At 39.5% G+C, this 23,069-nt stretch carries 16 protein-coding genes, 2 tRNA genes and 3 rRNA genes; 7 read left to right on the top strand and 14 right to left on the bottom strand.

The window, feature by feature from the left end; genetic code table 11:
* Nucleotides 1-128: 128 nt before the first annotated feature.
* The gene (gene ettA / locus SOLCA_RS00100; protein ID WP_014678413.1) at nt 129-1,808 is read left to right on the top strand and encodes an energy-dependent translational throttle protein EttA; all 1,680 of its coding nucleotides are present in this window, start codon (nt 129-131) and stop codon (nt 1,806-1,808) included.
* Nucleotides 1,809-1,947: 139 nt separating this feature from the next.
* Nucleotides 1,948-2,817 carry a pirin family protein gene (locus tag SOLCA_RS00095; RefSeq protein WP_014678412.1) on the top strand — a complete coding sequence of 290 codons (870 nt, stop codon included), beginning with the start codon at nt 1,948-1,950 and terminating at the stop codon, nt 2,815-2,817.
* A gap of 48 nt (nt 2,818-2,865) precedes the next feature.
* Here the strand turns inward: SOLCA_RS00095 and SOLCA_RS22020 are convergent, their stop codons facing one another.
* The 3 genes from SOLCA_RS22020 to SOLCA_RS00080 all read right to left on the bottom strand — a co-directional run bounded on the left by SOLCA_RS22020 (nt 2,866) and on the right by SOLCA_RS00080 (nt 6,396).
* Nucleotides 2,866-3,642: a GNAT family N-acetyltransferase gene (locus SOLCA_RS22020; RefSeq protein WP_014678411.1), complete on the bottom strand. Its 777-nt coding sequence runs from the start codon at nt 3,640-3,642 to the stop codon at nt 2,866-2,868.
* Between the two features lie 160 nt (nt 3,643-3,802).
* Complete coding sequence (locus SOLCA_RS00085; protein WP_014678410.1) at nt 3,803-4,894, bottom strand: outer membrane beta-barrel protein; 1,092 nt, start codon at nt 4,892-4,894, stop codon at nt 3,803-3,805.
* Nucleotides 4,895-5,010: 116 nt separating this feature from the next.
* The gene (locus SOLCA_RS00080) at nt 5,011-6,396 is read right to left on the bottom strand and encodes an ammonium transporter (RefSeq protein ID WP_014678409.1); all 1,386 of its coding nucleotides are present in this window, start codon (nt 6,394-6,396) and stop codon (nt 5,011-5,013) included.
* Between the two features lie 438 nt (nt 6,397-6,834).
* Here SOLCA_RS00080 and SOLCA_RS00075 point away from each other — a divergent pair, with 438 nt between their 5' ends.
* Nucleotides 6,835-8,451, top strand: a complete 1,617-nt coding sequence (locus SOLCA_RS00075) for a mechanosensitive ion channel family protein (RefSeq protein WP_014678408.1) — start codon at nt 6,835-6,837, stop codon at nt 8,449-8,451.
* 52 nt (nt 8,452-8,503) lie between these two features.
* Here the strand turns inward: SOLCA_RS00075 and SOLCA_RS00070 are convergent, their stop codons facing one another.
* Nucleotides 8,504-9,481, bottom strand: coding sequence for an acyl-ACP desaturase (locus SOLCA_RS00070; RefSeq protein WP_014678407.1), 978 nt, complete (start codon nt 9,479-9,481; stop codon nt 8,504-8,506).
* Nucleotides 9,482-10,135: 654 nt separating this feature from the next.
* On the opposite strand from SOLCA_RS00070, the gene SOLCA_RS22980 reads away from it, so the two are divergent.
* The gene (locus SOLCA_RS22980) at nt 10,136-10,312 is read left to right on the top strand and encodes a hypothetical protein (protein ID WP_157604473.1); all 177 of its coding nucleotides are present in this window, start codon (nt 10,136-10,138) and stop codon (nt 10,310-10,312) included.
* Between the two features lie 43 nt (nt 10,313-10,355).
* Here SOLCA_RS22980 and rrf read toward each other — a convergent pair.
* The 9 genes from rrf to SOLCA_RS00025 all read right to left on the bottom strand — a co-directional run bounded on the left by rrf (nt 10,356) and on the right by SOLCA_RS00025 (nt 19,040).
* Nucleotides 10,356-10,467 (bottom strand): 5S ribosomal RNA (gene rrf / locus SOLCA_RS00065).
* Nucleotides 10,468-10,539: 72 nt separating this feature from the next.
* A 23S ribosomal RNA gene (locus tag SOLCA_RS00060) occupies nt 10,540-13,413 on the bottom strand.
* A gap of 133 nt (nt 13,414-13,546) precedes the next feature.
* Nucleotides 13,547-13,623 (bottom strand) — tRNA-Ala (locus SOLCA_RS00055).
* A 12-nt stretch (nt 13,624-13,635) separates the two neighbouring features.
* Nucleotides 13,636-13,710 (bottom strand) — tRNA-Ile (locus tag SOLCA_RS00050).
* 140 nt (nt 13,711-13,850) lie between these two features.
* A 16S ribosomal RNA gene (locus SOLCA_RS00045) occupies nt 13,851-15,370 on the bottom strand.
* The 16S, 23S and 5S rRNA genes sit together here with 2 tRNA genes alongside, the layout of an rRNA operon.
* Before the next feature lie 725 nt (nt 15,371-16,095).
* Nucleotides 16,096-16,461: a CoA-binding protein gene (locus SOLCA_RS00040; RefSeq protein WP_014678406.1), complete on the bottom strand. Its 366-nt coding sequence runs from the start codon at nt 16,459-16,461 to the stop codon at nt 16,096-16,098.
* A 6-nt stretch (nt 16,462-16,467) separates the two neighbouring features.
* Complete coding sequence (locus SOLCA_RS00035) at nt 16,468-16,947, bottom strand: DinB family protein (RefSeq protein ID WP_014678405.1); 480 nt, start codon at nt 16,945-16,947, stop codon at nt 16,468-16,470.
* Nucleotides 16,948-17,436 carry a hypothetical protein gene (locus tag SOLCA_RS00030; RefSeq protein ID WP_014678404.1) on the bottom strand — a complete coding sequence of 163 codons (489 nt, stop codon included), beginning with the start codon at nt 17,434-17,436 and terminating at the stop codon, nt 16,948-16,950.
* A gap of 59 nt (nt 17,437-17,495) precedes the next feature.
* Complete coding sequence (locus SOLCA_RS00025; protein WP_014678403.1) at nt 17,496-19,040, bottom strand: NAD(P)/FAD-dependent oxidoreductase; 1,545 nt, start codon at nt 19,038-19,040, stop codon at nt 17,496-17,498.
* 110 nt (nt 19,041-19,150) lie between these two features.
* Here SOLCA_RS00025 and SOLCA_RS00020 point away from each other — a divergent pair, with 110 nt between their 5' ends.
* The 3 genes from SOLCA_RS00020 (at nt 19,151) to SOLCA_RS00010 (ending at nt 21,016) form a co-directional block, all read left to right on the top strand.
* Nucleotides 19,151-19,735, top strand: coding sequence for a LemA family protein (locus tag SOLCA_RS00020; RefSeq protein ID WP_014678402.1), 585 nt, complete (start codon nt 19,151-19,153; stop codon nt 19,733-19,735).
* A gap of 68 nt (nt 19,736-19,803) precedes the next feature.
* Nucleotides 19,804-20,235, top strand: coding sequence for a TPM domain-containing protein (locus SOLCA_RS00015; protein WP_014678401.1), 432 nt, complete (start codon nt 19,804-19,806; stop codon nt 20,233-20,235).
* Nucleotides 20,228-21,016 (top strand): TPM domain-containing protein, encoded by a 789-nt coding sequence (locus tag SOLCA_RS00010; protein ID WP_052308693.1) that lies wholly within the window; start codon nt 20,228-20,230, stop codon nt 21,014-21,016. Before SOLCA_RS00015 ends, SOLCA_RS00010 begins: the two co-directional genes overlap by 8 nt.
* A 384-nt stretch (nt 21,017-21,400) precedes the next feature.
* Here the strand turns inward: SOLCA_RS00010 and dnaA are convergent, their stop codons facing one another.
* A complete protein-coding gene (gene dnaA / locus SOLCA_RS00005) occupies nt 21,401-22,828 on the bottom strand; it encodes a chromosomal replication initiator protein DnaA (RefSeq protein ID WP_014678399.1) in 1,428 nt (475 codons plus the stop codon).
* Nucleotides 22,829-23,069 lie beyond the last annotated feature (241 nt).

The raw sequence follows: 23,069 nt of genomic DNA, 5'->3' as shown, positions 1-23,069 counted from the left end.
CAACAATCAAGCCAAAGGACCTGTATATACTAATTACGCAAAATTGTGACGAAAGATTGCTTTCAATGATAATTTTTTTGAGAGCACCGCCCTAATACCGATATTTGCCAGCCTAACAACAAGCAATAATGTCAGACGAAAAGATCATATTTTCAATGGCGGGAGTCAATAAGATCTACCCTCCGCAAAAACAAGTTTTAAAGAACATTTACCTCTCTTTTTTCTATGGTGCTAAAATCGGTGTAATCGGTTTAAACGGCTCAGGAAAATCATCCTTATTAAAAATCATTGCCGGTCTTGATAAATCATATCAGGGCGAAGTGGTTTTTTCACCAGGTTATACCGTTGGCTATTTAGCTCAGGAGCCTGAGTTAGATAACGAAAAAACAGTAAAAGAGGTTGTTCAGGAAGGTGCGCAGGCCATCTTGGATATCTTAAAAGAATACGAAGAAATCAACGAAAAATTTGGTTTGCCTGAAGTTTATGAAAATCCTGATGCAATGGATAAACTCATGAACAGACAAGGCGAACTTCAGGATAAAATTGACGCGGTAGGTGCCTGGGAATTAGACAACAAATTAGAACGTGCTATGGATGCGCTTCGTTGCCCGGAACCAGATACCAAAATTGCCTTTTTGTCAGGTGGTGAACGCCGTCGAGTGGCACTTTGTCGTTTATTGATCCAAGAGCCAGATGTTTTATTATTGGATGAGCCTACCAACCACTTGGATGCAGAATCAATCGATTGGTTAGAACAACACTTACAACAATATAAAGGAACTGTAATTGCCGTTACCCACGATCGTTATTTCCTTGATAATGTAGCCGGATGGATTTTGGAACTTGACAGAGGAGAAGGTATTCCTTGGAAAGGAAACTATTCATCGTGGTTAGATCAAAAAGCTAAACGATTAGCTCAGGAAGAGAAAACAGAAAGTAAACGTCAGAAAACATTGGAGCGTGAATTGGAATGGGTGCGTATGGCTCCTAAAGCCAGACATGCAAAAGCAAAAGCACGTTTATCTGCTTATGATAAATTAGCCAGCGAAGAAACCAAAGAACGTGAAGAAAAGCTGGAATTATTCATTCCACCGGGCCCACGTTTAGGGAATGTTGTAATTGAAGCGCAAAATGTTACTAAGGCGTATGGTGACCGAATTTTATTTGAGAACCTAAATTTTAGTTTACCACCGGCGGGTATTGTCGGAATTATCGGGCCGAACGGTGCTGGTAAAACCACATTATTCAGATTGATAACAGCACAAGCTCAGGCTGATGCAGGATCGTTCAGAGTTGGGGAAACTGTTAAGTTAGGCTATGTAGATCAATCGCACGATGATTTGGATCCTGAGAAATCAGTTTTTGAAAACATCACTGGAGGAACTGAAAACATCCTTTTAGGCAACAAATCAATGAACGGCCGAGCCTATGTTTCAAAATTCAACTTTAATGGAGCCGATCAACAGAAAAAAGTAGGTGTTTTATCAGGTGGTGAACGTAACCGTGTACACTTGGCGATTACCTTAAAAGAAGGTGCCAATGTGTTATTACTCGATGAGCCTACCAATGATATCGACGTAAATACTTTGCGTTCACTAGAAGAAGCATTGGAAAACTTCGGTGGCTGTGCAGTTATTATCTCCCATGACCGTTGGTTCCTTGACCGTATCTGTACACATATTTTGGCTTTTGAAGGCGATTCTCAGGTTTACTTCTTTGAAGGTAACTATACCGAATATGAAGAAAACCGTAAAAAACGCTTAGGTAATGATACTCCGCACAGGATTAAGTATAAGAGCTTAACGTAGCTTTTGCTTAAAATTAATGTAAAAAACGCATCTGAAGTTCAGATGCGTTTTTTTATTACCTGATCCCCTGACAAAAAGTAACAACTTATCAGGTTGGCATTATTTATGTGTTTTAACATGTATTAACAAAAGGAATATTATGAAAACCAGAAGTGTGTCTGCGGTATTACCTGCATTTCCGATAGATATGGATGGAGTACCTGTAAAGCAAGTATTTCCGACTCAGAAAATTGAGCGGATTGATCCTTTCTTATTATTGCACCATCTTCAACTAAGTATTCCAAAATACGTAATACCTGAAAAAGCAGGAGTTTCACCCCATCCACACCGTGGTTTTTCACCAGTTACCTTTATATTCAAAGGAGGTGTGCATCACCGTGACAGCAGGGGTAATAATAGTGTTATTTATGAAGGGGGCACTCAATGGATGAATGCCGGAATGGGGATTATGCATAGCGAACGTCCTCCAAAAAATATTCAGGAACTTGGAGGGGAGCAGGAATTGATCCAGCTTTGGATAAATACTCCTAAGGCTCATAAAATGGATCAGCCGCAGTATTTACCTCTTACACCAGAAGAAACACCTGTCGTTAAAAGTGATGATGAGAAAATTGAGATACAAGTTGTTGCCGGAAATTTAAATGACATTAAAGGAGGCATTCCTACTCTTACTCCTGTTAATGCCTTTGTAATAACTGCCCATAAAGGAGGGAAACAAAATATACAATTCCCAACTTCTCATAATGCTTTTATTTATTTACTAGATGGTCGATTAAAGATCGATGGATTCGGATTAGTTGAGGGTTTAAACGCAGTAAAATTTAACAATGACGGCGATGGAATTGGATTTGAAGCTTTGGAAAACACAAGAGCTTTGCTAATGACAGCCGCACCTATAAATGAACCAGTGGTTGCTCAAGGTCCCTTTGTGATGAATAGTGAAAGTGAAATACTTGAAGCAATGCGAGATTATCGGATGGGAAAAATGGGAATATTGATAGAAGATTAAATAAAACGCCCGTGGCATTGATAAACAAGGTCACGGGCGTTTTATTTCTTACAATCCCAGGGAATATGTAATAACTTCCTTTATCCTTTTAAAGCCTAATTTAGTGTAAATCGGCTCTCCTGCTGCCGATGCATGAAGTACACAAAACTGTTTATGATCTTCCATACATTCTTTCAATAATCGATTAGTCATAACAGTTGCTAAACCTCTTCCTCTAAATTGAGGCAACGTACCAATCATGTGTAAGCCAGCATATCCCTCACTATCGTAAAAAATGAGGCCACAAAAAGCAGGTTCGTTTTCATCATACCCGATAAATAATTTTACCTTCTCATTGTTATTCAGAAGGCTTGCTACAATTGCGCCATCTACCTTGTATTTGAAAGACTGAGATGCTATAGATGCAAATAGATTTGCATCATTATTTGTTTCAACCAATTTAAACTGATAATTCCCGCTTATTTTTTCTGAAATAACAGAATCCGATAACTTAACAATCATTCCCTGTTGCTTGAAAGCATTAACAAAGCCTTCAACTTTTAATTGTTCTTTATAATTGGTCGATATAGTTTCTGTTAATGTTATTGCATTGGGTAATTGATGCAGCTTTATTGCTTGTACAATTTCCTGAATCACATCACTCTCTAAATTCTTACCATCTCCTAATCTAAAAATTTTCTTTGGCCAATCAGAATCACTAAGCATTATTGCCTGATAATTTTGATTGGTTAAAATTTTACAGGATTGTTTACCGACAAAACTCCAGAACTCATATAGGTTATTAATTATGTATTGCTCTTCTTGGTCAATAGTAATTATATTCATTATAGATGCTGTTTAATATTTGAATCAGACTATATAAACCCAATTTCAAGATTGTTGTTCTTCGATCAAAATAAAATTAGACTAGAATGCTCATAATGAATAACAAAAAAATGGGACTAGACCTAATTGTTTAATCCCATTGAGTCAAATCAAAATACTATTAAAACTGATAGATAGCAGACAATAGAACGCTTAAGTCATGCTTGAAACTATTCCCATCCAGATCAAAATAAATATCTTGACTTGCAATCTCATACCTAACTTCCGGCATAATTGTTAATGAACTCACCTTTAGATTACATGTAAGTGTATTTGCCCAAACATTTCCACCTGTATTCGATAATGATGATTGGTAAACATTCAGTTTCTCTTTATCATCAAAATATTCGGTTCTCCAGGTAAGGCCCCAGGTTTTTGGCGCATCATAATTAACATACAAAGCTGCACCCCACCATTTTTTTGACTTATCAATTGCAATACTTTGAGGATAATTAGAATTATTGTAGCTGGCATTAGCTCCTAAAGAGAATTTATTATTAATCTTTTGAGTTAAAACCAGGTCTACCTGTGATACATTTGCAGTATCAGTATTCCTTTTGCCGGCAAATACATTCAAGTAGGATTTAAAGTTACCATCCTTGGTTCCGTAACTATACTGTCCAATAAAATACTTGTATTTTTTCCCCTGTAACTCCATTGCAGATTTTAAATCCGCCGGATCCGTAATACCGACCATAAAACCGTGCTGCCCAAAAGCAAACTCAGCTTTTAAACCGGTATGAAAAAATGGCCCATATGAAAACATATATGACATACTATAGTTGCGATTCAGGTAAGGATCAACTAATTCATAACCAATATGTGTAGCCCAGCTACCCATTGAAAATTTAACCCAGTCGGCAGGCGCATAACTTAAGTAAAGCTGCTTGATCATCACATTACTTTTGCTGTCGTTATAAGTAAATTGCTCAACCCTTGAACCAAATCCAATATCGCCAACTAAACTCACTTTTTTTCCTTGATGTTCTACCCTCGCTGAAATCATACCCAATTCAAAAGAATTATGAGTATTCGTAAAACTTGTATAGGTATTTGATGGGTTCTTCTGCATATCATATTTAATATAAACATCTGCAGAACCTGAAAATTTAAAAAAAGGCTTTTTTTCTTCGTCTTCGGGTGCGGTAGTTTGCGCCATTGCTGGAACAATGCCAGCCCAAGCTATGGCAATAGCGTAAAAATTTCGTATCATTGTTTTGCAAATTTTGTTTGTTAATGGTACGGAGGGAAGAACTATGAGTCAGATAGTTTCTCCTTTACCGTACCATATTTTATTTATTTTTCATCAAAAACTGTTTTAACATTCTTTTAAATAGCAAGAGGCTCAACAGGATCCTTTTCTAGCAGAGATCCATTATGATCAACCAGTAGCGTACCTTGTACGTATTTTTCTCCATGCTGGGTTTCATCTAAACCTCGTTCTTCTTCTTTTTGAGAAACTCTGATTGGATTTAGAAGATCAAGCACTTTAAAAATTACTAATGAAACCGTAAAACTATATGCAACAACGATAGCCAATCCTTTTAACTGAGAAATAAACAATGCAGACTCACCATACCAAAGTCCGATCCCTCCAGCAGGATTTACATTTTTAGTAGCGAAAACACCTGTTAATACCATACCTACCATACCTCCCAAACCATGACAAGGGAACACATCTAACGTATCATCAATACCAGATTTTTCTTTCCAATAAACAGCCACATTTGATATAATAGCAGCGATAAATCCAATGAAAGCGCTTTGAGGAATTGCCACATATCCGGCAGCCGGTGTAATAGCAACTAAACCCACAACAGCTCCAATACAAAAACCTAAAACGGTTGGTTTTTTACCTCGTGCATAATCAAACAACATCCACGATAAACCTGCAACAGCTGAAGCTGTGTTGGTAGTAGCAAAAGCAGAAACAGCAAGGTCATTAGCTCCTAACGCAGAACCAGCATTAAAACCAAACCAGCCGAACCATAGTAAACCCGTTCCTAATACTACATATGGAATATTGGCAGGTTGTACCTCCTTTGATTTTCTTTTCTTTAAAACGATTGCACCGGCTAATGCAGCACATCCAGCAGAAATATGTACCACCGTTCCTCCTGCAAAATCCAACACTCCCATTTTAAATAATAAGCCATCTGGATGCCATGTCCAATGTGCAATCGGAGCATAAATCAGTAGACCGAACAAGACAATGAATACAAGGTAAGAAGTAAAGCGTATTCTTTCAGCGACAGCACCTACTACCAATGCAGGTGTAATAATTGCGAATTTCATCTGAAACAGGGCAAATAGTAACAGTGGAATAGTTGGCGCTAAACTCCATGGTGCGGGGCTGTTCACATCTTTAAAAAAGAAATGTGATGATGGGTTCCCAATAAACCCACCAATCGAAGGACCGAAAGACAATCCGAATCCAACAACAACCCATAGTAAACTAATAATTCCGGTCGCAACGAAGCTTTTAATCATCGTACTAATTACATTCTTGCGATTTACCATACCCCCATAAAAGAAAGATAGGCCCGGAGTCATTAAAAATACTAGGGAAGCACCAACAGCAACCCAAGCAATATCAGCTCCATTGTACTTGGAAGTATCTGAAAAGTTTGGAAGAGAGGGGATAAACATTGCAACTATAGCCGCTAGAGCTAAAACTGCAAATGGAATTAACCGATTCAATGTAAAGGTGTTCATAAATTAATCATTTTAACAAGTTGTAAACAATTTTATCATGTATTTACACTAAAATACAAAATAAAATTTCTTAAAAACAAATAACAATAAAATAAACGCACTAAAAAACAGCCATTTATCCCAATAAAAAATATAAATAGCTTGAAAATATTATATTTTTAGGATAGATAATAGTGTAAAATCTACACTATTTATATTATCACTCTAATTAGTTTGAAAAAATCGTAAAAATGATATAAAAATTAAATTATTTTAAAACTTCTCAATAAAAAATATAAACCAAATAAGAAAAACAAACTAAAAAAAATATGATTATTGTAAAAACTAAAGTTTTTTTAAAAACAAAACTCCAGCCAGCATGTCATCTTAAAGCAAACTTTAAAAATCTCCTCTATTTTCTCTTAGGATTTAATTATTTTAATACATAATTGAATCACTATGCCTACAAAATTCATATCAACCCTACTATTATTATTTTTTACATTTTCCGGATCTGTATTCTCGCAAAAAGCTGATAGTACAGCCTCTCCAATAATATTAAAAGGAGATACACTCTTCTATATATATAATGGATTTGAAGGTGTTAGTATTCGTGAACGTGCAACAATTATTAATGAGCGGATTAATAATCTAAGTAATGTAGTTGATTTCAACTCAGATTCTTTAAAACTCGATGAAAGCAACAACATCTCTCGCATTACCTATAAGAATCAATTATTATTAATGGTAAGTGATGCGGACGCCCAAAAAGTGGGAAGTAAGAGAATTCAATTAGCTACACAGTATTACGAAACCCTTAAATCAGCCTTTAATGACTCTTCATTCCAGGGAAGTCTAACAAATTTGGGGGTTCAGATACTGGAAGTTTTTGGTGTAATATTCATTTTAGGAGCACTTATCTACTTTACAAATAAACTCTTCAGGTTCTTAAAACACCGATTGTTAGCTCTTTTTGAAGAAAAATTAGAAACCATAAGAATTAGAAAAGGAATTTCAGTAAGCTATACGAAACGTATTCTTCCTTTAATATCAGGATTTCTTAATGCAATACGACTATTACTGATTATCATTTTAATCTATCTCGCACTTCCTGTCTTATTCAGTATTTTTCCATGGACAGAACCTATTGCTGATCGATTAATAGGTTATGTTTTAACTCCGCTACGCAATGTGCTTTCTGCCCTAATAAAATACATACCTAACTTGTTAACCATAATAGTAATTTACCTCATTACAAGGTACTTTATTAAAATAGTAAGATTCTTTGCAGAAGAAATAGCGGCAGGAACGTTGAAAATTAACCAATTCTATCCGGATTGGGCAATGCCTACCTATAACATTATTCGTTTTTTAATGTATGCATTTATGTTTGTAGTGATCTTTCCATATCTGCCAGGCTCAGACACTAAAATATTTCAAGGAGTTACGGTTTTTTTAGGTGTTTTATTTTCACTTGGCTCTTCCTCTGCCATAGCCAATATAGTTTCTGGGGTGGTATTAACTTATATGAGACCTTTCAAAATAGGAGATCGAGTTAAAATAGGAGATGCAATGGGCGATGTAATTGAAAAAAATTTATTGGTTACTAGAGTCCGGACAATCAAAAATGAAGATATCACGGTACCAAACTCCACTATCTTATCTAACTATTCAATAAATTATTCTTCATCAGCAAAAGATATAGGTCTTATTTTGCATACGACCATTACATTAACATACGATACACCTTGGCATCAAATTAACAAATTGATGATTAATGCTGCGATAAAAACGACAAATATCCTCCAATCACCTGAACCATTTGTATTACAAACGGCATTAAATGATTTTTATGTTAGTTATGAGATCAATGCTTATACAAATGCCCCTCAACAAATGGCCGTTACCTATTCTGAATTACACAAAAACTTACAGGATGTTTTTAACGAAGCAGGTTTGGAAATTATGTCTCCACATGTATTCGCTGTTCGCGATGGAAACTCTATACAAATCCCGGACTCCTACAAACCAGAAGGATATAAAAAACCGGGCATTACGATTGAAGGAAAAATTTGACATAAAAAAAGGCACTATGTTTTAGTGCCTTAATAATATTATTGTTTATCGTTTATGCATTAATCCATGAAAACTTATATTCCAATGTTGGGTTTTTCATTCGTTCTGCAACACGATTCAATCTGTCTGGCAATGCCATTAAATAATCACGAGCTTTCTCTCCTGCTTCATTTAATCCATTTAAATCTGCAATTTTCCATTCAACATTCAGATCTTTAAGAATGTCTGTATAATCCAAAGCAGTGTAAACACCTAAACGTTGAGCCGCATCTGTAAAGTGTCCGAAGGTCTGACCGATTTTAAGACCCATTTCTCTTAAGAAGTGAGCAGGCATTACAATCTTTTTGCGCATCATATCTTCAAAAGCCAATAACATTTCATTAGGATCAACTTCTAAAATTCTAGCAACAAATGCTTTATACGCTTTTGCATGACGAGCTTCATCTGCTGCAACATGGCCACATAGTTTTGCCATCAATGTATCTCCCTCTTTCTTTGCTAACTGAGCAACGCGACGGTGAGAAATATTAGTTGCCGTTTCCTGGAAACTGGTATAAATAAAATTACGATACGGATCTTTATCCGTTCCAATGTCAAATCCATCAGCAATCAGGTATTGAGTAGATATCTCCATTTTACGCATATCAACTCGTCCTGATAAATATAAATAACGATTTAAAACATCACCATGTCTATTCTCTTCTGCAGTCCAAGCCCTTACCCATTTACTCCAAGGGCCGTTACGGTCCTGAGACACATGCTCAATTCCTGCCAACCATGATTCATAAGTAGGTAATGCCTCCTCTGTTATGGTATCACCGATCAAAACAGCAACAAGGTCATACGATAATTCACGTGCACTATCTTGTAATTCTTTTACTTCCTCAAAGAAATTCTCAGAACTGGCATCCGGCAGTAAATCTGCAGGTTGCCAAATTTTATCTACTGGGGTAAGAAACTCATCATAAGCCTCCTGAATATATTTTTCAATATGTTTCATTACCTCAAAACGCGACAACGATATATTCATCTATTATTATTTTAAAGATTAAGTACCAAGCAAACAGTTTAGGCCCTAAAGTTAGACAATAATATATTGGTATTGAGCATTTATTAGAAAAAGGAATGCCAGAACTGTGTAATATTTTAACTGTATGCAAGCATAAAAACCTCATTTTTGATAAGAATCAGGCACTGAAACCTAATTTTGTTTGGTTTTAATAGCCAGATCGAATAGCACTTTCCAACTTAAAGAAGCAGATGGTTCACTTAAATAGCATAATTGAACAACAGGGGCATAATCGCTTTTCTTCCGTGTCATTGCTGCCGATGTTTTGCTCCGCTGGAACTTTCCTTACGTTAAAGTATCAACTAAGGAACTACTTAACTAGCACAATCGATCAACCGTGTGTCATCCTGAGGCACACAGGATCCGTTGACTAAATGCGTATGGCTGGACAGTTCATTACCGAACCGGCTACTGTTTTGTACCTAACAGCACAATTGTTTTTGGGATGTGTCATGGCTACCGATGTTTGCTCCGCTGGAGCAATCTTCTACATAAATTTTAATTAGCACAATGGGCCCAACGGTGTGTCATCCTGAGGCACGAAGGATCTGTTGACTAAATGCGAATGGCTGGACAGTTCATTTCCGAACAGGTTACTACCTTGTACTTAATGGCATGACATCGTTTCGCAATGGGAAATACAAAGCCATTCAGGCATTGCGCCATCAGGTGCAACAGCTCGGTAGGTATAGTCATTTATTCAGCTTTGTTGTGCCTTTAGGTACAAAACCAATAACTACCCAAAGGGAACCGATCCACCGTGTAGTTTACTACCAATTGGTTGGGCTGTAAACAAACAAAGCCCATTGGTTATTCACCAACGGGCTTGTATAAAAATCGGCACCGACCTACTCTCCCACCTGTTACGGCAGTACCATCGGCTCTGGCGGGCTTAACTTCTCTGTTCGGAATGGGAAGAGGTGGACACCGCCGATATAGGCACCTGAATATCTTTTGAATCTCTTTTAGACATATTTTTGAAAGAAGTTACTACCGCAGAAAGTAAACGAGGCTTTCTTTGCAGAAAGTTTCGGATGATTAGTACTACTCGACTTTGATGTTACCACCTTTACATCTGTAGCCTATCAACGTGGTCATCTTCCACGATCCTGTATGGATATCTCATCTTGTGGTGAGTTTCGCACTTAGATGCTTTCAGCGCTTATCTCGACCGAACGTAGCTACTCAGCTGTACAACTGGCGTCATAACTGATTCACTAGCGGTTCGTCCAACCCGGTCCTCTCGTACTAAGGTCAGGTCCACTCAAATATCCTACGCCCACAACAGATAGGGACCGAACTGTCTCGCGACGTTCTGAACCCAGCTCGCGTGCCACTTTAATCGGCGAACAGCCGAACCCTTGGGACCTTCTCCAGCCCCAGGATGTGACGAGCCGACATCGAGGTGCCAAACCTCCCCGTCGATATGAGCTCTTGGGGGAGATCAGCCTGTTATCCCCAGCGTACCTTTTATCCTTTGAGCGATGGCCCTTCCATGCAGAACCACCGGATCACTATATCCTACTTTCGTACCTGATCGGCTTGTGGGCCTCACAGTCAAGCATGCTTTTGCTATTGCACTCCACGTACGGTTACCAAGCGTACTGAGCATACCTTTGAAAGCCTCCGTTACTCTTTTGGAGGCGACCACCCCAGTCAAACTACCCACCAAACAATGTCCCCCGCTTCAGCAGGGTTAGACACCAAATACAGAAAGGGTGGTATTTCAACGTTGACTCCCCGAATCCTAGCGAATCCGGCTCACAGTCTCCCACCTATCCTACACATCCTGTATCCGATATCAATGTTAAGTTGTAGTGAAGGTGCATGGGGTCTTTCCGTCCCGTTGCGGGTAACCGGCGTCTTCACCGATACCACAATTTCACCGAGCTCATGGCTGAGACAGCGCCCAGATCGTTACACCATTCGTGCAGGTCGGAACTTACCCGACAAGGAATTTCGCTACCTTAGGACCGTTATAGTTACGGCCGCCGTTTACTGGGGCTTCGATTCAATGCTTCGCCTTGCGACTAACATCCCCTCTTAACCTTCCAGCACCGGGCAGGTGTCAGGCCTTATACTTCATCTTGCGATTTTGCAAAGCCATGTGTTTTTGTTAAACAGTCGCCTGGGCCTTTTCACTGCGGCCCCCGTTAAGGGGCGCCCCTTCTCCCGAAGTTACAGGGCCATTTTGCCGAGTTCCTTAGCCATGATTCACTCGAGCACCTTAGGATTCTCTCCTCGACTACCTGTGTCGGTTTACGGTACGGGTATCTTGTATCTGAAGTTTAGAGGATTTTCTCGGCAGCCTTTAGGATCACTATCCACGCACCCGTAGGCTTGCGGTACTTTCAGGTTTCACCAAAGCCGGCGGATTTGCCTACCAGCCCTATAGTTACGCCCTTTAACGAACTATTCCGTCAGTTCGCGGATCTTTCACCACTGCGTCTCCCCGTCACAATACAAGATAGTATTGGAATATTAACCAATTGTCCATCGGCTTCGCCTTTCGGCTACACCTTAGGCCCCGACTAACCCTGATCCGATTAGCGTTGATCAGGAAACCTTAGTCTTTCGGTGAGCAGGTTTCTCGCCTGCTTTATCGTTACTTATGCCTACATTTGCTTTTCTAACCACTCCAGCATACCTTACGGTACACCTTCGCCGTTGTTAGAATGCTCTCCTACCATAATACAGAGTATTATCCATAGCTTCGGTATTACACTTGATGCCCGATTATTATCCATGCCCGATCGCTCGACTAGTGAGCTGTTACGCACTCTTTAAATGAATGGCTGCTTCCAAGCCAACATCCTAGCTGTCTGTGCAATCGGACCCCGTTAGTTCAACTTAGTGTAAATTTGGGGACCTTAGCTGATGGTCTGGGTTCTTTCCCTCTCGGCCTTGGACCTTAGCACCCAAAGCCTCACTCCAGCGTATATGTGTCTAGCATTCGGAGTTTATCTGGATTTGGTAGGATTTGACTCCCCCGCATCCAATTAGTAGCTCTACCTCTAGCACACTCAACCGCCAGGCTGTTCCTAAAAACATTTCGGAGAGTACGAGCTATTTCCCAGTTTGATTAGCCTTTCACCCCTACCCTCAAGTCATCCGAATACTTTTCAACGTAAACCGGTTCGGACCTCCATTACATGTTACTGCAACTTCATCCTGCTCAAGGGTAGATCACAAGGTTTCGCGTCTACTCCCACTGACTATGCGCCCTATTCAGACTCGCTTTCGCTTCGGCTCCGTTACTTAATAACTTAACCTTGCCAGTGAGAAGTAACTCGTAGGCTCATTATGCAAAAGGCACGCCGTCACACCTTTCGATGCTCCGACCGCTTGTAAGCGCACGGTTTCAGGTTCTATTGCACTCCCCTGTTCGGGGTTCTTTTCACCTTTCCTTCACAGTACTTGTTCACTATCGGTCTCTCAGTAGTATTTAGCCTTACCAGATGGTGCTGGCAGATTCCCACAAGGCGTCTCCGACCTCGCGGTACTCAGGATACAGTTAGGTAATAAGATCTTGCCTGTACACGACTGTCACGTCCTATGGTTGCTCTTCCCAAAGCATTCCAGTTCAATCTTATAGTCCACAGCACTGTCCTACAACCCCAGTAATGCCGTAACATTACTGGTTTGGGCTCTTTCGCGTTCGCTCGCCACTACTTACGAAATCACTATTGTTTTCTCTTCCTACGCCTACTTAGATGTTTCAGTTCAGCGCGTTTGCGTTTTTTACGATTATCCTTCAGATAATCAGGTTTCCCCATTCGGAAATCACCGGATCAATTCGTATTTGCCAATCCCCGATGCTTATCGCAGCTTATCACGTCCTTCTTCGCCTCTGAGAGCCAAGGCATCCCCCGTGCGCCCTTAGTAACTTTCTTTACTAAGACTTGCGTCTTATGCTTACATTATAGAATTAATTCTATCTGTTGCTCGTTTACCTTCTTACAGGTAACTTCTTTCAATATGTCAAAGAACTTCTTGACCGTTTGTCATTCCTTTGAATGACGGTCTTGGTGGAGAATAACGGATTCGAACCGTTGACCCCCTGCGTGCAAGGCAGGTGCTCTAGCCAGCTGAGCTAATTCCCCAAGATCGTTTTGTAGTCCCGAGCAGACTTGAACTGCTGACCCCTACATTATCAGTGTAGTGCTCTAACCAAACTGAGCTACGGGACTCTTTCTTGTTCCTGTAGGCAGTAGGCTTTGCTGATCAATCTACCCTTCCTACCGGTACTTGGGTTTTTCTCTTGTGATTATTTTTGAAATGAGATTTTCATAGCGCAGCAGCTATTTTTTTAACTGCTATCCTTCTCTAGAAAGGAGGTATTCCAGCCGCACCTTCCGGTACGGCTACCTTGTTACGACTTAGCCCTAATTACCAGTTTTGCCCTAAACCGCTCCTTGCGGCTACAGTCTTTAGGCACCCCCGGCTTTCATGGCTTGACGGGCGGTGTGTACAAGGCCCGGGAACGTATTCACCGCGTCATTGCTGATACGCGATTACTAGCGAATCCAACTTCATGAGGTCGAGTTGCAGACCTCAATCCGAACTGTGAATGGCTTTTTGAGATTGGCTTCCTATTACTAGGTCGCAGCCCTCTGTACCATCCATTGTAGCACGTGTGTAGCCCCGGACGTAAGGGCCATGATGACTTGACGTCGTCCCCGCCTTCCTCTCTACTTGCGTAGGCAGTCTGATTAGAGTCCCCATCTTAATGCTGGCAACTAATCATAGGGGTTGCGCTCGTTGCGGGACTTAACCCAACACCTCACGGCACGAGCTGACGACAGCCATGCAGCACCTAGTTTCGTGTCATTGCTGACTGATCTATTTCTAAATCATTCACTAACTTTCAAGCCCGGGTAAGGTTCCTCGCGTATCATCGAATTAAACCACATGCTCCTCCGCTTGTGCGGGCCCCCGTCAATTCCTTTGAGTTTCAATCTTGCGACCGTACTCCCCAGGTGGATTACTTAACGCTTTCGCTTAGCCGCCGACTGTATATCGCCGACAGCGAGTAATCATCGTTTAGGGCGTGGACTACCAGGGTATCTAATCCTGTTTGATCCCCACGCTTTCGTGCCTCAGCGTCAGTTACACTTTAGTGAGCTGCCTTCGCAATCGGTGTTCTGTGACATATCTATGCATTTCACCGCTACTTGTCACATTCCGCCCACTTCATCTGTACTCAAGTAAACCAGTATCAAAGGCAGTTCTACAGTTGAGCTGCAGGCTTTCACCTCTGACTTAATTTACCGCCTACGCACCCTTTAAACCCAATAAATCCGGATAACGCTTGGATCCTCCGTATTACCGCGGCTGCTGGCACGGAGTTAGCCGATCCTTATTCTTCGGGTACCTTCAACTAAATACACGTATCTAGGTTTATTCCCCGACAAAAGCAGTTTACAACCCATAGGGCCGTCTTCCTGCACGCGGCATGGCTGGTTCAGACTTCCGTCCATTGACCAATATTCCTTACTGCTGCCTCCCGTAGGAGTCTGGTCCGTATCTCAGTACCAGTGTGGGGGACCATCCTCTCAGATCCCCTATGCATCGTAGCCTTGGTAAGCCGTTACCTTACCAACTAGCTAATGCAACGCATGCCCATCTTCAATCACCAAAGTTTTAATATCTAAATGATGCCATTCTGATATCTTATGCGGTATTAATCTCCCTTTCGGAAGGCTATCCCCCAATTGAAGGTAGGTTGCATACGTGTTACGCACCCGTGCGCCACTTTCATAGAAACCGAAGTCTCTAATCTCGTTCGACTTGCATGTATTAGGCCTGCCGCTAGCGTTCATCCTGAGCCAGGATCAAACTCTCCGTTGTATACTTTAAGTTTGTTCCTATTTCCGTATCGCTACGGAAAAGGTCCCGATTTTTAATTTCGGGATTGTCTCTTGGATTGACAGTTATTCTTAGCTTGACCAGGTATTGCTACCTGCTCGCGCTGCGCTATTTCTCATCTCTTCAAAGAACTTGTTGTTAACACTTTTGGTTAACTTTCGTGGATATCCCAGGAGTCGAACCTGTCCAGTCTTGCGACCTTTTCCTTTTATCCCGCTTTCTTTTTTTCAGTTTTCAAACCGACCTTCCGTCTGTTTGGGGTTGCAAAGGTAAACATCTTTTTTAATTTTCAAAAAAATATTTTTTTTATTTTTTTTGCCTTTTCAAGCTCCTTTACCCTCTTTTCAATGTTTTCTCTCCCTCTCTAGCGGGCTGCAAAGGTAACACTCTTTTTCACTTCTCCAAAAAGTTTTTTAACTTTTTTTCCTCCCTCTCTTTCCCTTTGTCCAGGCTCCGTTTCTTGCGAAACTTCCGCCCCTTACACCCTTTCAACCTTGCCCCGTACCATCCGTTTCGGGAGTGCAAAAGTAGAAAAATTCATCCGCCCGCCAAACTATTTCTAAACTATTTTTACCACCTTTTACTAACTGCCTGATAAACTGTACTAAAAAGTTTAATCCCACCGATTCCACAGCCCTGATCCTTGAGGTGAAGGGCCGCGAATGAGGCGAATTAGTGCTGAAAGGAGCATGATGTTCTATTAATACTTAGAATTGCCCTATAGAAAGTAATACCAAGGTGCAGGCTTCTTCGTATTCGATACCGGCTTGCTCTAATAAATGTTGTAATTCCGGGTTTTCTGTTCCTGGGTTAAATATTAAGCGTCTGGGGTGAGTGCTTAATATATAGTCATAATATACGGATTGATGAGCAGGACCTACATATAAACTGATTGTATCAATATCTGAATACACTTCGCCGAGAGGTTCAATACTTATTCCAGCAACAACACCTTCACGTAAGCCTACTGCCACAACTGGATGATTGTGCTGTACCAATCTAGTAATTGCTTTAAACGAATATCTTTCGGGATTAGGAGAAGCTCCTATAACTAACGTTTTTTTTGAGGACATATATTATTAAAAGAATTTTGAAAGAAGAGCAATCTGCCCGCCATGATAAGCATGGTGTTGGGCTAATCCATGAAGCATCGCTTCATAAGTTATACCTGTTCCCAATGGAGCATCTCTATCGGAACCTATCGTATTTAACAAAAAAGATTCAGGAATAGTTTCCAGTTTTTGAACAAGAGCCTCATTCGCATTAAACAATTGTTCCATTATAAACTGCCAATTTGTTTCATCCTGAACATCTGGGTCGGGCCAGTCTCCTCTTTGTGGCATTCCGGGAGGAGTACCATTTAATCGACTTGTCACCTCTTCTGTCCATGCAATGATATGCAAAACCAATTCAGCAATCGAATGAGCATTTTTAATGGGATGGGCAATTGCAGATTGCCAGGTAATATTATTTAATAAATCGTAAAGAGAAGACCCGTGCCAGGGATCTCCACTTATAGCTGCATTTAACTCTTCAATTAATGTCTGCTTTCTAAACATTTATTTAGCAATGTAGGCTAGTGGTTGAGTATTAATTTCCGAAATTGATTTGAGGCTGTTGATCGTTACTGATTTTGTGAATTCCTCTTCTAACAGTGTAGCCCAAGCATTCATATATATAAATACATCACTAGCTACATTAAAACGCAATGGCTTATGCTTTTTGTCAACCCTTGCAACTACGTGTTGGTCAGATAAACGCTCTAGTGAGGCCAACTCTTCAATAGAAAGACCATATTGCAATAAATCAAAAATCAAATTATCCATTGGATAACCGGAATTCGGGCAATAGTCATTCAATTGTTCAGTCCAGTCGCCAACCTTATCCATAGCATTTTTATGAATTTCAGCCCTGCTAAGTCCTGTAAGCTTTTGAGCCAGGAACCCGCAGTTGCAGCTTCCCATGTGCCCCCACTCATATTTAGTGTTGGATTTAATTTCTTCTGCAGCCTGGCGTAAAGCAATTATCAATTTAACTTGTTTTTCCATAGCTATCATTTTTAAAGATAACGAATTACTGCTAAAGATGTTTTCTTCTTCACACCAATCTATTGACTTGCAATCGCTTCGGCACATTTTATACCGTCTATCGCCGCAGAAACTATACCTCCAGCATAGCCAGCACCTTCGGCACAAGGATATAAACCTTTTATTTGCGGATGCTCCAATGAGATCTTATCTCTGGGTATACGAACGGGTGAGGACGTGCGAGATTCGACACCTACCAACACTGCTTCATTCGTAAAATAGCCACGCATTTTCTTATCAAAGAGCGGTAAAGCATTTTTCAGACTTTGAGCTACAAAATCAGGTAATACACTATAAAGATCTGAACTTACAATTCCTGGAAGATAGGAACATTCAGGTAAATCCTTAGAGATTTTTTTATTAACAAAATCAACCATACGTTGAGCAGGCGCTTTTAAGAAACCTCCTCCTGCACCAAAAGCTTTTTGTTCTATTTCCTGCTGAAAACGTAACGCGGCCAAAGGATCGTTTTCGACATTGTTAATGTCACTTAGATTTACTTGCACCACAGTACCAGAGTTTGCATATGGATTATTACGTTTAGATGGAGACCAACCATTAACAACTATTTCATTTTGATCGGTGGCACATGGCGCTATAATTCCACCTGGACACATACAAAATGAGAAAGCACCTCTGCCATTCACCTGTTCTACCAAACTATAATAAGCAGGTGGTAGATTTTCGTGCCTAATGTCACATCGATATTGGGCTTTATCAATTAATGATTGTGGATGCTCAATCCGAACGCCTAATGCAAAAGGTTTGGCTTCTATTAAGATGTTCTTTTCATGAAGCAGGTAAAAAATATCACGAGCAGAATGCCCTGTTGCCAATATGATATTATCACCCTTGAAATTCCCTTTGTTAGTCGTTATGCCAGATACCTTATTAAATTCAATATCTATATCAAGTAATTTAGTATCAAAATGTATTTCACCTCCTGCATTTAATATACTTTCGCGCATTGCGGTAATAATATGAGGCAGTTTATTCGTACCAATATGCGGACGGGCATCTACCAAGATATCATCAGAGGCTCCATGAGACACGAAAGTCTCCAATACTTTATTTACATCTCCTCTTTTTGTGGAACGTGTATATAACTTACCATCAGAATAGGTTCCGGCACCACCCTCTCCAAAACAATAATTACTTTCTGCATTAATTATCCCTTCTTTATTAATTGCTGCTAAATCCCTTCGACGAGCTTTTACATCTTTACCACGTTCGATTACAATTGGCTTTAAACCCAACTCAATTAAACGAAGGGCAGCAAATAGTCCTGCCGGACCAGCTCCTACAATAATTACTGGTTTAGCATCCTGTATATTTTTATAATTGTGGTTGTAAACTAAAGGAGCAGGAGTGGGCTCATCTATATAACAATGTAGCTTAACACGGTATACAGTTATTTTCGATCGGGCATCAATCGATCGTTTTTCGATTACAAATCCCGAAATTCTTTTAGAAGAAATTCTTAATTCATCAGCGATCTGCGTTCGGATCTTTTCATTGTTCTCAATAAAATCCGGCAGAATTGTCAGTTCTAATTCTTTTATCATTGTTTTGTCAGATAGTTATTCTGAAATCAGGACAAAATTAAAAGAATTAAGCAGCATTACCGTCCTTGCATAAATTTTGTAGATTTGATTGGAAAATTTTACTATTTCTTATGAAAAAAATCGTCTTAGGCGTTATCGCCATTTTAGTGATCATTTTTGTAGTGGGCGGATGTAACGGTTACAATAAAATGGTTACACTTGACCAAGATGTTAAACAACAATGGGGACAGGTAGAAAACGTTTATCAACGTCGATCAGATCTGATTCCAAACTTGGTTAACACTGTTAAGGGTTATGCAAATTTTGAAAAAGAAACTTTAACCCAAGTTATTGAAGCTCGTTCAAAAGCAACTGCTGTAAATGTTGATGCAAGTAAGTTGACGCCTGAAACATTTCAGAAGTTTCAACAGGCACAGGATGGATTAAGTTCTGCTTTAAGCCGTTTGATGGTTGTAGTAGAGAAATATCCGGACCTGAAAGCCAATCAAAACTTTTTGGAATTACAGGCACAGCTTGAAGGAACCGAAAACCGAATTGCCGTTGAACGTAATAAGTTCAATGAAGTAACAGGAAACTATAATAAACAAATAAAAAGTTTTCCAAGCATCATTTTCGCCGGAATATTCGGGTTTACTGAAAAATCTTACTTCCAAGCAACTCCAGGCAGCGAAAAAGCACCAACTGTACAGTTTTAAGTTAATTTATAATTTGAGGATTTGTCTTATGCAAATCCTCAAATTTTTATTTCCCAAATTCCTTTCACATGCCTCTACTAGAAGAAGATAACCGAAAACTTATAAAAGAAGCTATCAAACGGGCTGAATCGATCACTTCGGGAGAGATTCGCGTTTGTGCTGAAAAATATTGTGCCGGAGAAGTATTGGATCGTGCAGCTTACTACTTTAAGCATCTTGAAATGCACAAAACCAGTCAGCGAAACGGTGTCCTGATCTACATTGCAACAGAAGACCATAAGTTTGCCATCATTGGCGATGCAGGAATTAATGCACGTGTTGGAGATGGCTTTTGGCATGAAACAAAAAATATCATGCTACAGCATTTTAAATCAGGGCATCTTACACAAGGCCTTATTGAAGGTATTAACAAAGCAGGTGAAGCTTTGGCAAAGTTTTTCCCGCCAACAGATAAAGACAACAATGAACTTTCTGATGATATCTATTTCGGCAATGAATAAATTAAAATCTCTATTATTATTTAGCTTTCTTCTACTTGCAGGAATAGTATCAGGTCAGGATATTCCGGATGCTCCTAATCCTCCAAGGCTTGTGAACGATTATACCAATACATTATCTGGTAGTCAAAAAGAGCAACTGGAACAAAAACTAAAAGCTTACAATGACTCAACTTCCAATCAAATCGCGGTTGTTATCATACCATCTCTGAATGGTTATGAAGCTTCTGATTATGCAATTAAGTTAGGACAAAAGTGGGGTGTTGGACAAAAAGAAAAAAGAAACGGGGTAGTATTCCTTGTTTCAATGAATGATCGAAAGGTATTTATCGCTGTTGGTTATGGTTTAGAGGGTGCTATTCCGGATGCTTATGCCAAACGGATTACCTCTACCATTGTTAAACCTGAGTTTAAAGCCGGGAATTACTTCAAAGGAATTGATGACGGAACGGATGCGCTAATAAAGTTGGCTTCCGGAGAATATACCGTGGGCCCTAATGATGTAATATCGAAGAAACAGGGAAAAGGTTCGGGCATCTGGATCATATTCTTGGTTATTGGTGTTGTTATTATTTTTTCTTTGTTGCGCAGGAGAAGCTATCAGCATATTGCAGGCAGAGGCAGTCATTCTGACTTGCCGTTCTGGATGTTAATGTCGATGCTTGGTAATAGCGGAAACAGAGGCAGTGACAATGACTGGGGAGATTTTAACGGCGGAGGAGGAGACTTCGGTGGTTTTGGCGGTGGAGATTTTGGTGGAGGTGGAGCCGGAGATAGCTGGTAAAAAACAAAAAAATAATTGACTAATAATCAATATTTTATTAAATTTATACTATAAATCTGATGTGAATCAGATATCTAAAACACCACGGAATTTAATATTCCGGATTAGCATAAGCTTAACCGAGGTGTAGGTGAGGCAAGTAACCAAGGAGAAACTCAAATGTTATTCTTGATTCCCTTCAAGTCTGTTAGATTGAAGTTGATCATCAAAGTGATTGTTAGAAAATAGTAATCATTTTGAACTCAACAAGTTCTAATGGACTTGTTGGTTTATAGCCGATTATTATGATTATGCTATTTCATAATGAGCATTTAAAAGCAAAGCCGTCTCGAACATCGGGACGGCTTTTGCATATAAAACTCATTAAGTAATAATCTTTGGCTATTAGCTCATTTTGAGCTTTTTCTGAATGTCTTGCACCCAGTTTTTAAATTTCTTATCTGTGTCAATCAAATCCTCTACAGTCTGGCAAGCATAAATAACTGTTGAGTGATCACGGCCTCCATAAAACTGACCGATTGTTTTTAATGACGCTTTGGTGTGGTTTTTTGCGAGGTACATCGATATCTGACGAGCCTGCACAATCTCACGCTTGCGGGTTTTTGATTTCACCATCTCCAATGGAATTTCAAAATACTCACAAACAAATTTTTGAATATACTCCATTGAAATTTCTTTGGTAGAATGCTTAATAAAGTTTTTAAGCATTTGCTTAGCTAAAGGAAGGTCTATTTCCTTACGGTTCAATGTTGAGTGTGCCAATAACGAAATCAAGGCCCCTTCTAACTCACGAATATTATTATCAATGTTGTGAGCCACGTATTCGATTACATCCTGAGGAAGTTGAATACCGTCAGCCTTCATCTTCATTTGAAGAATTGAAACACGGGTTTCGATATCCGGAACTTGTAAATCTGCTGATAACCCCCATTTAAATCGTGAAAGTAAGCGTTCTTCTAACCCAACTAAATCCTTAGGCGCTTTATCACAAGTCATGATAATTTGCTTACCACTTGTATGTAGGTGATTAAAGATGGTGAAGAAAATATCTTGCATTTTCTCTTTACCAGAGAAAAACTGAACATCATCGACAACCAATACATCAATCAATTGATAAAAGTTAACAAAATCATTGATTGTATTATTCTTCAGTGAATCAACAAACTGTTGACCAAATTTTTCAGCCTGCACATACAGCACCAGTTTATCTGGGTACATCGTTTTAACCGATGAACCGATAGCCTGTGCTAAGTGTGTTTTTCCTAAACCAGCTCCACCGTATATAAATAAAGGGTTAAAAGAAGTTCCTCCCGGTTTTTGAGCTACTGCAAAACCAGCTGAACGCGCCAATCGATTGCACTCACCTTCAACAAAATTATCGAATGAATATTTTGCGTTAAGTTGAGGGTCAATATTTAATTTCTTTAAGCCTGGGATAACAAAAGGATTTTTGATCGATTCATTAATATTTACAGGCATTGGAACCGGTTGGTTCTTTAATTCACCATTATTGTTTGTCGGATAATTAACCGTATAAGGATTTTTTGATCCCGACGATTTATCCATCACGATATTATATTCCAGTCGGCCATCAGAACCAAGCTGGTGTTTAATTGTTTTACGTAACAATGAAACGTAATGTTCTTCTAACCATTCGTAGAAGAAAACACTAGGCACTTGTATGGTGAGAACGTTAGTATCCAATTTCAAAGCCTTTATTGGCTCGAACCAGGTTTTAAAACTTTGGGCCGGTACGTTGTCCTTAATAATTTTGAGACAGTTCTCCCACACAGAATGACAAGTTCTATCCATATTCATTAGGTAAAACAGTATAAAAGATTGATATTGAATGACTGGGAAATCAGAGCACACTTCCCATTTCGTTTTTCAAGTATAGAACAAAAAATGTGGATAAAAAAGTTTTTTTGAAAATAGACAAAAACAGCCTTTTTGATATCAAAAAGGCTGTTTTTGGTGGCTTTTTAACTAAAAACCCAGAAATGAATGTTGATATTTTCTATTTGTTAATTAAAATATGAAGTTAAAGTAAAGT

This window comes from Solitalea canadensis DSM 3403 (assembly GCF_000242635.2).
Classification (GTDB): domain Bacteria; phylum Bacteroidota; class Bacteroidia; order Sphingobacteriales; family Sphingobacteriaceae; genus Solitalea; species Solitalea canadensis.
The sequence above is the reverse complement of the archived record's forward strand: the minus strand, read 5'-3'. Positions and strand labels throughout refer to the sequence as shown.

What these genes read in the sequence shown, in the direction of transcription:
- ettA (WP_014678413.1), top strand. Translation starts at nt 129, where the DNA reads ATGTCAGACGAAAAGATCATATTTTCAATGGCGGGAGTCAATAAGATC.
- SOLCA_RS00095 (WP_014678412.1), top strand. Translation starts at nt 1,948, where the DNA reads ATGAAAACCAGAAGTGTGTCTGCGGTATTACCTGCATTTCCGATAGAT.
- SOLCA_RS22020 (WP_014678411.1), bottom strand. Translation starts at nt 3,642, where the DNA reads ATGAATATAATTACTATTGACCAAGAAGAGCAATACATAATTAATAAC.
- SOLCA_RS00085 (WP_014678410.1), bottom strand. Translation starts at nt 4,894, where the DNA reads ATGATACGAAATTTTTACGCTATTGCCATAGCTTGGGCTGGCATTGTT.
- SOLCA_RS00080 (WP_014678409.1), bottom strand. Translation starts at nt 6,396, where the DNA reads ATGAACACCTTTACATTGAATCGGTTAATTCCATTTGCAGTTTTAGCT.
- SOLCA_RS00075 (WP_014678408.1), top strand. Translation starts at nt 6,835, where the DNA reads ATGCCTACAAAATTCATATCAACCCTACTATTATTATTTTTTACATTT.
- SOLCA_RS00070 (WP_014678407.1), bottom strand. Translation starts at nt 9,481, where the DNA reads ATGAATATATCGTTGTCGCGTTTTGAGGTAATGAAACATATTGAAAAA.
- SOLCA_RS22980 (WP_157604473.1), top strand. Translation starts at nt 10,136, where the DNA reads ATGACATCGTTTCGCAATGGGAAATACAAAGCCATTCAGGCATTGCGC.
- SOLCA_RS00040 (WP_014678406.1), bottom strand. Translation starts at nt 16,461, where the DNA reads ATGTCCTCAAAAAAAACGTTAGTTATAGGAGCTTCTCCTAATCCCGAA.
- SOLCA_RS00035 (WP_014678405.1), bottom strand. Translation starts at nt 16,947, where the DNA reads ATGTTTAGAAAGCAGACATTAATTGAAGAGTTAAATGCAGCTATAAGT.
- SOLCA_RS00030 (WP_014678404.1), bottom strand. Translation starts at nt 17,436, where the DNA reads ATGGAAAAACAAGTTAAATTGATAATTGCTTTACGCCAGGCTGCAGAA.
- SOLCA_RS00025 (WP_014678403.1), bottom strand. Translation starts at nt 19,040, where the DNA reads ATGATAAAAGAATTAGAACTGACAATTCTGCCGGATTTTATTGAGAAC.
- SOLCA_RS00020 (WP_014678402.1), top strand. Translation starts at nt 19,151, where the DNA reads ATGAAAAAAATCGTCTTAGGCGTTATCGCCATTTTAGTGATCATTTTT.
- SOLCA_RS00015 (WP_014678401.1), top strand. Translation starts at nt 19,804, where the DNA reads ATGCCTCTACTAGAAGAAGATAACCGAAAACTTATAAAAGAAGCTATC.
- SOLCA_RS00010 (WP_052308693.1), top strand. Translation starts at nt 20,228, where the DNA reads ATGAATAAATTAAAATCTCTATTATTATTTAGCTTTCTTCTACTTGCA.
- dnaA (WP_014678399.1), bottom strand. Translation starts at nt 22,828, where the DNA reads ATGGATAGAACTTGTCATTCTGTGTGGGAGAACTGTCTCAAAATTATT.